This window comes from Sutterella sp. (assembly GCF_030539355.1).
Taxonomy (GTDB): domain Bacteria; phylum Pseudomonadota; class Gammaproteobacteria; order Burkholderiales; family Burkholderiaceae_F; genus Sutterella.
The window spans coordinates 1-11,107 of sequence record NZ_JAUNSF010000100.1; the positions used below are offsets into that span (position 1 = coordinate 1).

The following is an 11,107-nucleotide window of genomic DNA, read 5'->3' on the forward strand; positions in this document are numbered from 1 at the left end:
ATTCCGGGGGATTAGCTCAGCTGGGAGAGCGCTTGCATGGCATGCAAGAGGTCAGCGGTTCGATCCCGCTATCCTCCACCAGAATTTTCAGAAAGCCTGTTCGGTCCGTCCGAGCAGGCTTTTTTCTCGCCTGCGCGTCCTGAACCGCCCGGGCGCACGAAACCCGGGGACAAAAAAATCGGCCTCAGGCGCGTTTCACTTCCGTGAGGAAACGCGGCCTGCGGCCGACTGTTTCAGGGAGACGCTCCGTTTCCGCCGGAGGATGAGGCGCGCTTCCCTTGTGCGCCGGATCAGCGCTGACGACGCTTGTCAGCCTCTTCGACCACGCCGCGGCGGATGGTGTCGAAGGCTTCGTTGATCGCCGCCATGACGTCCTGGTTGGTGCGCGTGACGATCAGGTTGCGGCCCGCCACCGGCAGGTCGATGCGGATCGTGAACGCGCCCATCGTCTGATGACCTTCCTGGGTGACCGTCACCTTGCAGGGCCCGAGCTGGTTGTCGAACTTCGTGAGAGCGGCAAGCTTCTCATTCACGGCTGTTTCGACGGCCGGGGAGCGGTTGATGCCATGAAAGATGATCTGAGCAGCCATAGGAACCTCGCTTTTTTGTTGTTCTCTGCTGTTTGGTTTTGACAGAAGTCCGTCGGAGGCTCCGGGGAAATTCTTGAAAGAGTTGCCCTTTCACTTCCGATGAATCCTCACTGAGAAGTTTAGCCTTTTTCGGCCGCTCTGACGCATGTTTCGCACGCGAGGCTTTGCCCCAAGTCGTAACCTCATGCAAAAAGCCGCGCCCGCCGCGCGCGATCCGCTAAAATACGCACCGCCTTCCGGAGCGGTGCGGCTGACATGCCCGCATCACATGAAAAAGCCGCTCCAGGGAGAGTTTGTTGGACAGTTTGAAAGCGAAGAGAAGCGGCTCCGGATTCCGCACCACAGAAGGACCGGAGCATCCGATTGATCATCAAGTCATGTAAGAAGAAGCCCCTCCGGGTGAACGCCCGGGAGCGCGGCAACGGGAGACGCGGCGAGAAAAAGCGCCGAAGCGTCATCACCTCCCCGGTCCCCTCGGGAGCATTTAGGAGCGGACCGCGGCACGAAATCATCACTAGACAGAAACGAGAAATCCTCCTCCAGCCTGACACCACCCTTTACCCCAAGAGAAGCACCCTGATGTGACTCCGGACGCATGTCTGGAAGAGCACGCCCTCCGGTCGGACCATATGCACCGGTTGAGCGGGCGGAACGGAGTCCGAACTTAAATCTTTCATTTATCAAGAGAGTAATGACCATGGAACGCAAGTTCTGGAACAACGCGCCGCAGCGCGCCTTTGATGACGAGAACGGCGGCGACCGCCGCGGCGGCCGCTTTGACCGCTTTGACCGTTATGACCGCAACGACCGCTCGGACCGCCGTGACTTCGGCGACCGCAAGCCCTACGGCGAGCGCCGTGACTACGGTGACCGCCCCCGTTATGACCGCAATGACCGCTTCGAGCGCTCCGACCGCCGCGAGTTCGGCGACCGCAAGCCCTACGGCGACCGCCAGTGGAACGGCGAGCGCCGCTCCTACGGTGACCGTCCCCGCTACAACCAGGGCGACCGCCGCTACAACAACCGCCGTGACGACTACGGCGTCCGCTCGGGCCCGCGCGCCCGCGCCTACGACACGCGCCGCTACGCCGACCGCTCCGAGTTCGCCCGCAACGCGATCGTCAAGATCGACAGCGACATCGCCGACTTCTTCGGCAGCCCCGAGGCCGTCAACAAGGCCCTGCGCCTGCTGATCGACGCCACCCGCGCCGTGAACCTTGACGGCGTCAAGCCCGCCGCCGAGGACCTCGCTCCCGAGACCGCCGCCCAGATCTACGGCGGCGACGTCGAGGAGGACGATGTCGAGGAGTCGGAATACGGCGAGGCCGCCGACGAGTTCGAGGACGCCGAGGAGGGCGAGGCCGAGGCTGACGCCGAGGAAGAGAAGGCCCCCGAGGAGAAGTAATTTCCTCCTCGAAGCGGAATCCGCTCCGTCCGGTCGGCTCCCCCGGTGAACGCTCCCTCGCCGGGCGGGCTTCTTAAGGCCGATCTATGACAACCCAAATAAAATGGGAAGTCTGACGGAGAACCGGATCCTGCATCTGAGCCTCACTCACAAGGGCTCCGGATTTTTCTCCGGGGCCCTTTTGCTTTATGGGTGATGCCTCCATGCCTTACATCCTCGCACTCGACCAGGGAACCTCCAGTTCGCGGGCGCTCCTCTTTGATGCGTCGGGCGAGGTGCGCGCGCTCGCGCAGCGCGAGTTCACCCAGCACTATCCCGAGCCGGGATTCGTCGAGCATGACGCGCTCGAGATCTGGGCCACGCAGCTCGCCTGCGGCCGCGAGTGCCTCGCGAAGGCCGGCCTCACGGGGGCCGACGTCGCCGCCGTGGCGATCACGAACCAGCGCGAGACGACCGTCGTCTGGGACCGTGCGACCGGGATCCCCGTCGCTCCGGCGATCGTCTGGCAGGACCGGCGCACGACGAAGGAGACCGAGGCCCGCGAGGCCGCGGGACTCGAGCCCCTCATCTGCGCGAAGACGGGCCTGAGGCTCGACCCCTACTTTTCCGCGACGAAGATCGAGTGGATCCTCGACCACGTGCCGGGCGCGCGCGCCCGCGCCGAGAAGGGCGAGCTCCTCTTCGGCACGATCGACACGTGGCTGCTCTGGAACCTCACGAAGGGCGCGGTGCACGCGACCGACGTGACGAACGCGTCGAGGACGCTCCTCTGCGACCTCCGCTTCGGGCAGTGGGATGACGAGCTGCTCGACATCTTCCGCGTGCCGCGCACGATGCTCCCGAAAATCGTCCCGAGCTCCGGCATCGTCGGATACACCGACCCCGAGTGGTTCGGCGCGGCGATACCGGTCGCGGGCATCGCGGGCGACCAGCAGGCCGCCACCTTCGGCGAAGCGTGCTTCAGACCCGGCATGGTGAAGAACACCTACGGCACGGGCGGGTTCCTGCTGATGAACACGGGGACCGAGCTCCGCTCGAGCGTTTCGCGCCTCATCAGCACCGCGGCCTACCGGATCGGCGACGCCGCTCCCGTCTATGCGCTCGAGGGAAGCGTCTTCATCGCGGGCGCCGTCGTGCAGTGGCTGCGCGACCAGATGGGGTTCATAAAGAAGTCGAACGAGATCGAGGGGCTCGCCCGCACGGTCGATGACACCGCGGGCGTCTACTTCGTGCCCGCCTTCACCGGTCTCGGCGCCCCGCACTGGGACCCGCAGGCGCGCGGCGCGATTCTCGGCCTCACCCGCGGCACGACTCGTGCTCACATTGCACGTGCGGCCGTGGAGGCGATCGCCTTCCAGAGCGCCGAGGTGGTCGAGGCCATGGCGCGTGACGCCGTGCATCCGGTCGCGGAGATCCGCGCCGACGGCGGCGCCTGCCGCAACGACCTGCTGATGCAGTTTCAGGCCGACATCACGGGCATTCCCGTGGTGCGCACGAGCCAGACGGAGACGACCGCCACGGGCGCGGCATATCTCGCCGGCATCGCCGTCGGGATCTGGTCGGGCACCGATGAGATCGCGTCGCTCTGGCGCGCGGAGCGGACCTTCGAGCCCGCGATGAGCGCCGACGAAAGACAATCACGAATGAATCAATGGGCGAGGGCCGTCGGCCGTGCCCGCAAGTGGAGCTGAGGAAAAAACAAATGACAGACCAGACCAACACCACCGCCGCTCTCAAGCCCATCGACAGGGCCGGGGCGATCGAGCGCATCAAGGCCGACCCCATGTGGGACGTCGTCATCATCGGCGGCGGCGCCACGGGCGCCGGCATAGCGGTAGACGCCGCGAGCCGCGGCCTCACGACGCTCCTCCTTGACGCCCAGGACTTCGTCGCCGGCACCTCGTCGCGCTCGACGAAGCTCATTCACGGCGGCGTGCGCTACATGAAGAACCCACGCGACTGGGGGCTCGTCGCCGAGGCGCTCCAGGAAAGGAAGCGCCTCATTGAGAACGCCCCGCACCTCGTGCACGCCGAGCCCTTCGTGCTGCCGTGCTTCGAGAAGTGGGAGCGCGAGTACTTCACCGTCGGCCTCGGCATCTACGCCGCGATGGCCGGCAAGGCCCAGATCGGCCGCACGCGCTCGATGAAGGCCGACGAGGCCGCGAGGCGCCTGCCCGGCGTGAAGACCGACGGTCTCACGGGCGGCGTCGAGTTCTATGACGGCCAGTTCGACGACGCGCGCCTCGGCATTGCGCTCGTGCGCACCGCCTGCCAGCACGGCGCCGCTGCGCTCAACTACTTCCCCGTCACCGCGATCGAGCGCACGGGCGGCCTCATCCAGTCCGTCACCGCGACCGACAAGGAGACGGGCGAGAGCTACCGCATCCGCACGCGCATGGTCTTCAACTGCACGGGCGTCTGGACCGATTCGATCCGCCGCATGGTGGACCCGGACGCGCGCTCGATCGTGCGCTGCTCGCGCGGCTCGCACATCTTGGTCGACCGCTCGTTCCTGCCGGGCGACGCGGGCATGCTCATTCCGAAGACCCGTGACGGCCGCGTGCTCTTCTGCATCCCCTGGCACGGCATGACGATCATCGGCACGACCGACGTCGAGCAGCGCGAGCCCGACATGAACCCGCAGGCGACCGAGGAGGAGATCAGCTTCCTCCTTGAGACCGCGGCGGGCTATCTCGCCAAGCCCATCTCGCGCTCGGACGTCCGCGCCGCGTTCGCGGGCCTGAGGCCCCTCCTGCGCTCGCCCGACGGCGGGTCGACCGCCAAGGCCTCGCGCGAGCACGCCGTGCTCCCCGAGTTCGGCAACATGATCACGGTCGCCGGCGGCAAGTGGACCTCCTACCGCCGCATGGCCGAGGACGCCATGTTCGAGGCGACGATCCGTCACCTCGTGCCCGGCCGCCTCTGCGTGACGAAGACGCTCCCGATCGTCAACGACGAGCGCTTCGACCCCGAGAAGATCGAGATCGCCGCGGCCTCGGGCCCGGACGCCGGCGCCGAGGTGGTCGCCTACGCGCTCTACTGCCGCGACAACGAGGGCGCCCGCACCGCCGAGGACGTGCTCTTCCGCCGTCTGCGCCTCGGTCAGATGGACGCCGCGCGCACCGAGAAGCTCATGCCGATCGTCGCCGCCGCGATGGCGGGCGAGCCCTATGAGCTCGAGCCCCTCACCGCGCCCGAGCCCGCTCCGGCTCCGGAACCCGCTGCCGAGCCGGCCCCGGCCCCCGAGGCCGCGCCCGCGCCGGCCGCCGAAGAGGCGCCGAAGGCTGAGGAACCTGCCGCTGAAGCCGCTCCCGCCCCCGAGGCCGCTCCGGCCGAGGAGAAGCCCGCCGAGGCTGCGCCTGCCGAGCCTGTCGCCGAGGAGGCCCCGAAGGCTGAGGAGGCTCCTGCCGAGCCCGCCGCCGAGGTCGCCGCTGAACCGGCGCCCGAGCCCGCTCCCGCTGAGGAAGCCCCGGCTCCCGCCGAGGAAGTGAAGCCCGAGGAAAAGGTCGAGGAGAAGGCTGAGGAGAAGCCGGCCGAGATCGATCCCAGCCAGATGGCCGCGGCCGTCGAGGCCGTCGCCGAGGCCGCCGCCGCAGAGCTCCCCGCCGAGGAGGAGGCTCCCGCCCCGGAGCGTCATCCGAGGAAGGGCAGGAAGGCCGCGAAGTGAGATAATCCAGCCGTCAGGGCGGCGATGAGCCGCCGCTGAAAATGATCACAATCGGGTTCCCGGCTTCCCAGCAGGCCGGGGACCCGAATTTTTTGAGGGTAGTGAAAACTATGGAATACAGTTTCCTCGGCGGCCTCACGCTGATGCTGCTGATGGCCGACCCCTTCGGCAACATCCCGATCACGCTCTCGGTGATGAAGACCGTCCCGAACAGCCGGCGCGTCAGAGTGCTCTTCCGCGAGTGCTGCATCGCGATGGTGATGCTGCTGCTCGCGATGTTCTTCGGCAAACCCTTCCTTGCCGCGATCGGGCTCTCGGACGCCGCGCTCTCGATCGGCGGCTCGGTGATCGTCATGCTGATGGCGATCCGCATGGTCTTCCCCTCGAAGGAAGGCGTCTTCGGCGACACGCCGGGCGGGGAGCCCTACATCGTGCCGCTCGCCATCCCCGCGCTCGCCGGTCCCTCGACTCTCGCGACCATCATGATGCTCGCGGCGAGCGAGCCCGACCGCCTCTGGGAGTGGGGCGCGACGGTGGTGATCACCTGCGCGGTCTGCTTCGTCGTGCTCGCGTCCGCCGACTGGCTCGAGCGCCACATGGGCGAGAAGCTCACGCTCGCGATCGAGCGCCTCACGGGGCTGCTCCTCGCGATGATGGCCACGCAGATGTTCCTCTCGGGGCTCTCGAGCTACCTCGGGAACCTCCCGGCGCTCGGCGGCTGAAGAAAAAAAGACCTTCCCGAGTGGACATGACTTTTCTGATTGAGTAAAATCCGCAACCTTGACTGAAAAGGTCGGGCGGATTGCTTACCCCACATCCACGGTTTCCACTGGCACTGCCCGGAAGGCCTCTCACAGTCGAGAAAACGAATAACCGCGACCGGCGCGGCGTGACTGATTCCGCCCGCGGCCGCATGAATCCAATATCTGAGGGAAGAGCTCAGGCCCAGTCAAAGGGAACGATGCCGAGGCGCCATCCGAAGCATGTTTCCGGGCGGGGACTTCTCTCACAAGCAACCATTAGGTGAACGCAATGAAGACCTTCTCGGCCAAGCCGCTTGAGGTTAAGCGCGACTGGTTCGTGGTCGATGCCAGTGATAAGGTGCTCGGCCGTCTGGCCAGCGAGATCGCGCTCCGCCTGCGCGGCAAGCACAAGCCCGAATTCACTCCGCACGTCGACACCGGCGATTTCATCGTCGTGATCAACGCTGACAAGCTCGTCCTCTCCGCTGAAAAGGCGACGAAGAAGACGTACTACCGTCACACCGGCTACCCCGGCGGCATCTATGAGACGACCTTCCGCGACATGCAGGCGAAGCACCCGGGCCGTGCCCTGGAAATCGCCGTCAAGGGCATGCTTCCGAAGGGCCCCCTCGGCTACGCGATGATCAAGAAGCTCAAGATCTACGCCGGCGCCGAGCACCCGCACACTGCTCAGCAGCCCAAGGTTCTGGATCTCTAATCGAGGCTACATAAGATGATCGGCAACTACAACTACGGCACTGGCCGTCGCAAGAGCTCCGTCGCCCGCGTGTTCATCAAGCGCGGTGAGGGCAAGATCGTTATCAACGGCCGCCCGCTCGACCAGTACTTCCAGCGCGAGACCGGCCGCATGATCGTCATGCAGCCCCTCCAGCTCACCGAGAACGTCGAGACGTTTGACATCATGGTGAACGTCACCGGCGGTGGCGAGTCCGGTCAGGCCGGCGCCGTCCGTCACGGCATCACCCGCGCTCTGATCGACTACGACGAGGGCCTCAAGTCGGTTCTCTCGAACGCCGGCCTCGTCACCCGCGATGCCCGCGAAGTCGAGCGTAAGAAGGTCGGCCTCCGCAAGGCCCGCCGCGCGAAGCAGTTCTCGAAGCGCTAATCCGCTTCCTCAGAACGCATCCTCCGGGGAGATCCCCACGGGTTTCCCCGCCGGAGAAGAAAGACCGCCCGAGATGCCTCTTCCGAGAGGTCGAACGGGCGGTTTTCTTTTATTGCGTCCGACCTCTTCCGGACGCAGTCCCGATGCGATCGGTTGCGTAAAACCCGAGGGTTTCCCCTTGCGTTTTTCCGCGCCTGCTGTAGCATGTATCGCCTCAGGAAAAAATTGGTGCGCCCCGCCGGGGAACGTCCCGCAGCGGGCCGGCACACGAACAACAGGAAACATTCACGATGACCGAAGCGACCACGACGGCGTCCGAGACCCAGGCCCAGGAAGTCCCTGAGCTGATGCCCGATCCCATCACCTTCACCGACGCCGCCGTCGAGAAGGTGAGGACCCTCATGGAGGAGGAAGGCAATCCCGCGCTCAAGCTGCGCGTGTTTGTCCAGGGCGGCGGCTGCGCCGGCTTCCAGTACGGCTTCACGTTTGACGAAACCCAGAACGCCGATGACGCGGTGATGGAGAAGGGCGGCGTGACGCTCCTCATCGACTCGATGAGCTACCAGTACCTCGTCGGCGCCAAGATCGACTACAAGGAAGGTCTCTCGGGCGAGCAGTTCGTGATCGACAATCCGAATGCCGTGACGACCTGCGGCTGCGGGTCCTCCTTCAGCGTCTAGTCTTTCGCGATCAGGCTCTCGGGTCCCGGGAGCCCCGGAATGAGCAAAAGCCGCGCAGTCTGAGAACTGACGCGGCTTTTTGTTCGTCCGTGTCCGGCCGAAGGGATCAGGCCGGGTAGAGTGCGCCGAGGATGCGCGGGCCCGCGGCGTGCGTGACCGCCGGGAGGTTCCCGGCGAGCCCGTTGAGATAGCGGTGGGCGAGCCAGGCGAAGGCGGCGCCCTCGACCTCCATCGGGTCGAGCCCGAAGGCGCGGGTGTCGAGCACCGAGCGCACGTGCGTGCGGGCGCGGAGGTTGTGCCTGAGGCGCGAGACGAGGAAGGGGTTGAGCGTCCCGCCGCCGCAGGTGTAGACCATCGTGCAGCCCTTCTGGAACCGCGCGAGCGCGTCGGTCACCGTGCGGGCGGTGAGCTCGGTGAGCGTCGCGGCGACGTCCTCGGTCGAGTAGCGCGCCGGCACGACGAGCTTCTCCGTGAGCCAGGCGGGCGAGAAGCGCTCGCGGCCCGTGGACTTCGGGGGCGGGGCGCTGAAGTAGGGGTCCTCGAGCATGCGCGCGAGGAGTTCCTCGTCGACACGGCCCTTCGAGGCCGTGAGGCCGAAGCGGTCGCAGGGCACGCCCGTGCGCGAGAGCATCCAGTGGTCGAGGAGCGTGTTCCCGGGGCCTGTGTCGAAGCCGAGCACGGGCGAGGCGCCCTCGTCGGCGCCGTGGGGCGGGAGCAGCGTGAGGTTGGCGATGCCGCCGAGGTTCAGGACCGCGACGGGCTCGTCGCCCGTGAAGATCCGCGCGTGGAAGGCGGGCACGAGGGGCGCGCCCTCGCCGCCCGCGGCGACGTCGCGGCTGCGGAAGTCGGCGATCACGGGGATGCCGGTCATCTCGGCCAAGAGCGCCGGGTGATTGAGCTGGATCGTGAAGCCGCGCTCCGGACGGTGCCGGATCGTCTGGCCGTGGACGCCGAGCGCGGCGACCTGGTCGCGCTCGATGCCCGTCTCGGCGATGAGCTTCTCGGTGACGCGCGCGTAAAGACGCGCAAGGGCGACGGAGGCGTCGCCCATGCGTTCAATTTCGTTGTCGGTGCCGGTGGCGAGCGCCCGGAGCTCACGGCCGAGCGCCTCGGGCATGTCGACCGAGCTGCTGCCGATGCGCACGGGCCGGCCGCCTGACGGGAAGCGCATCGCGACGGCGTCGGCGCCGTCGAGACTCGTTCCCGTCATGAGCCCGATGGTGAGCATGGATTACTTCGCTCCGCCCAACTGCACCGGGCTCGCCTTGATGTCCATCGAGACCGGGCGCAGGCGCACGCGGTCGGCGGGATCCTTCGCGGCGTCGGCTTCCTCGGTCTCCGCACGGGCGCGCGACTCGGCGAGGAGCTTCTCGGGCGAGGGCAGGCCCTCCTTCTTCGCTGCGTCCTCGAAGAGCGACTGCAGGGGCTGCGCGAGGCTGCGCAGCTGCGCGAGCTGGTACGCGGAGAGGTTCTCGGTGTCGGGGAGGTCGGCGGTGGCGGGATTGATCTGCACGCCGTCGATCATGAGCTCATAGTGCAGGTGCGGACCGGTGGCGAGGCCCGTGCGGCCGACGAGGCCGATCAGTTGCCCCTTCTTCACGAGCACGCCCGGGCGGATGCCCTTCTGCACGCGCTGCATGTGCGCGTAGAGCGTCGTGCGGCCGAGGCCGTGGTCGATCTGAACGTAGTTGCCGTAGCCGCGGCGCTCGAAGGCGACGCGCGTGACGCGCCCGTCGGCGGCGGCGAGGATGCGCGAGCCCTGCGGGGCGCGCAGGTCGGTGCCGTTGTGGGGGCGGAGCTGCCCGGTGACCGGGTGGCGGCGCAGAGGCGCGAACTCGCTGCTCACGTCCTTGATGTCGAGCGGCACGCGCAGGAACGTCTGCGAGGCCGAACGGCCGTCGAGCGTATAGAAGCTGCCCGCCTTCTCGCCGTCCGAGAACCAGAAGGCCTCGTGGACGGTCTTGTCGGGCGAGATGATCTGCGCGGCCAGCAGCTGCCCGTTCTTCACGAAGCGGCCGTCGGCGTACTTCTTTTCGTAAATCAGGCGGACCGTGGAGCCCGCGGCGAGCGCGCGGGTCGGGTCGTCGGCGCCGTCCCAGACCTCGAGGAGCTGGTCGGCGACGTTGTCCGGGATGCTGAGCGACTTCGCCGTGGCGGTGAGGCCCTCGGCGGCCGTGCCGGAGACGAGGGTCTCCATCGTGGCGAAGGTGAAGGGCAGGACGTCGGAGACGAGCTCGCGGCCGATGCGCGAGAGCTCGATCGTCTTCGCTTCCGTGGAGCGGGAGCCCTCGAGGTAGAGGCGCAGGTACTCGAGCTCGCCCGAGGCGCCGACGCCGCTCGCGATGTGCTGGCCCGGCTGGAGCGCGAGGAAGGGCTTCAGCTGCGGGACCTCGTCGACGTAGGCGAGCGCCTGGCTGTCATGGATGCCGAGGTGCGCGAAGACCGAGAGCAGCGTGTCGCCGGGGGCGACGTCGTAGTGCTTCGGCGTGTAGGCGCCGATGCGGGCGAGCGAGGCGATTTCGCTCGAGAGGTCCGGCGTCTGGGCCTCGATCGTGAGCGTCTGCGCGCGCACGGTGTCCGTCACGAGCGTCGGACCGGCAAGGAGCAGCAGTCCCATCGAGAGGCCGGTGCCGAGGGTGAAGAGGCCGACGGCGATGGCGCGGGGCTTGGTCTCGTCAGGGCGAAGGCCGAGTCGGACCGCCCAGGCGCGGGCACAGATGAGAGCCGTGCGTCCGAGTTCGGAGAGCGCGCCGGCGGCGATGGATGGAGCCGTCATTGATCAATGGCCTCGAGAAAGAAAATCACGCAAATCCAATATTTTAAGCCTTTGCGGCGGCATCATGCTAAAGTAGCCGCGGACCGGAAAAGCCGCGGACGGCAGGACGGCGAATTGGCG

The 11,107-nt window shown here is 67.0% G+C and carries 10 protein-coding genes and 1 tRNA gene; 8 read left to right on the forward strand and 3 right to left on the reverse strand.

Annotated features, from left to right (window positions below):
- Positions 1-5 precede the first annotated feature (5 nt).
- A tRNA-Ala gene (locus tag Q4F91_RS11110) sits at positions 6-81 on the forward strand.
- Between the two features lie 209 nt (positions 82-290).
- Here Q4F91_RS11110 and Q4F91_RS11115 read toward each other — a convergent pair.
- Positions 291-590: an HPF/RaiA family ribosome-associated protein gene (locus Q4F91_RS11115; RefSeq protein WP_303337701.1), complete on the reverse strand. Its 300-nt coding sequence runs from the start codon at positions 588-590 to the stop codon at positions 291-293.
- Between the two features lie 697 nt (positions 591-1,287).
- Between Q4F91_RS11115 and Q4F91_RS11120 the strand changes: the two genes are divergently transcribed.
- The 7 genes from Q4F91_RS11120 to erpA all read left to right on the forward strand — a co-directional run bounded on the left by Q4F91_RS11120 (position 1,288) and on the right by erpA (position 8,211).
- A complete protein-coding gene (locus Q4F91_RS11120) occupies positions 1,288-1,995 on the forward strand; it encodes a hypothetical protein (RefSeq protein WP_303337703.1) in 708 nt (235 codons plus the stop codon).
- Positions 1,996-2,198: 203 nt separating this feature from the next.
- On the forward strand, positions 2,199-3,686 hold the full coding sequence (glpK, locus tag Q4F91_RS11125) for a glycerol kinase GlpK (protein ID WP_303337705.1): 1,488 nt from the start codon (positions 2,199-2,201) through the stop codon (positions 3,684-3,686).
- An 11-nt stretch (positions 3,687-3,697) separates the two neighbouring features.
- Positions 3,698-5,662 carry a glycerol-3-phosphate dehydrogenase/oxidase gene (locus tag Q4F91_RS11130; protein WP_303337707.1) on the forward strand — a complete coding sequence of 655 codons (1,965 nt, stop codon included), beginning with the start codon at positions 3,698-3,700 and terminating at the stop codon, positions 5,660-5,662.
- 110 nt (positions 5,663-5,772) lie between these two features.
- Positions 5,773-6,384: a MarC family protein gene (locus tag Q4F91_RS11135; RefSeq protein WP_303337708.1), complete on the forward strand. Its 612-nt coding sequence runs from the start codon at positions 5,773-5,775 to the stop codon at positions 6,382-6,384.
- 310 nt (positions 6,385-6,694) lie between these two features.
- A complete protein-coding gene (gene rplM, locus Q4F91_RS11140) occupies positions 6,695-7,123 on the forward strand; it encodes a 50S ribosomal protein L13 (protein WP_303337711.1) in 429 nt (142 codons plus the stop codon).
- 15 nt (positions 7,124-7,138) lie between these two features.
- The gene (gene rpsI, locus Q4F91_RS11145; RefSeq protein ID WP_303337713.1) at positions 7,139-7,531 is read left to right on the forward strand and encodes a 30S ribosomal protein S9; all 393 of its coding nucleotides are present in this window, start codon (positions 7,139-7,141) and stop codon (positions 7,529-7,531) included.
- Positions 7,532-7,878: 347 nt separating this feature from the next.
- Entirely contained in the window at positions 7,879-8,211 is a 333-nt protein-coding gene (gene erpA, locus Q4F91_RS11150; RefSeq protein ID WP_303337720.1) for an iron-sulfur cluster insertion protein ErpA, read from the forward strand.
- Positions 8,212-8,317: 106 nt separating this feature from the next.
- Here the strand turns inward: erpA and Q4F91_RS11155 are convergent, their stop codons facing one another.
- Positions 8,318-9,439, reverse strand: coding sequence for an anhydro-N-acetylmuramic acid kinase (locus tag Q4F91_RS11155; protein ID WP_303337715.1), 1,122 nt, complete (start codon positions 9,437-9,439; stop codon positions 8,318-8,320).
- 3 nt (positions 9,440-9,442) lie between these two features.
- A complete protein-coding gene (locus tag Q4F91_RS11160) occupies positions 9,443-10,987 on the reverse strand; it encodes a M23 family metallopeptidase (protein ID WP_303337718.1) in 1,545 nt (514 codons plus the stop codon).
- Positions 10,988-11,107 lie beyond the last annotated feature (120 nt).